The 255-nt window shown below is 65.1% G+C and carries 1 protein-coding gene; it reads left to right on the top strand.

The features are described 5' to 3' along the window. Positions 1-255 (top strand): transposase (locus tag AX750_RS02945; RefSeq protein WP_197432783.1); only part of this gene is annotated, 255 nt, incomplete at both ends.

The following is a 255-nucleotide window of genomic DNA, read 5'->3' as shown; positions in this document are numbered from 1 at the left end:
GCCAGCAATGGCGCAGGGTCGCCGATCAGCTCAGGCCGACCGTCCCCAAGCTCGCTGCCCTGATGGACAACGCCGAGACCGACGTCCTCGCCTACATGACCTTCCCGACGCAGCACCGTGCCAAGCTGCACAGCACCAACCCGCTGGAACGGCTCAACGGCGAGATCAAGCGCCGCACCGAGGTCGTCGGCATCTTCCCCAACGAGGCCGCCATCACAAGGCTTGTCGGCGCGATCCTGCTCGAACAGAATGATG

The organism is Methylobacterium sp. CCH7-A2 (assembly GCF_001557075.1).
Classification (GTDB): Bacteria; Pseudomonadota; Alphaproteobacteria; order Rhizobiales; family Beijerinckiaceae; genus Allobosea; species Allobosea massiliensis.
The sequence above is the reverse complement of the archived record's forward strand: the minus strand, read 5'-3'. Positions and strand labels throughout refer to the sequence as shown.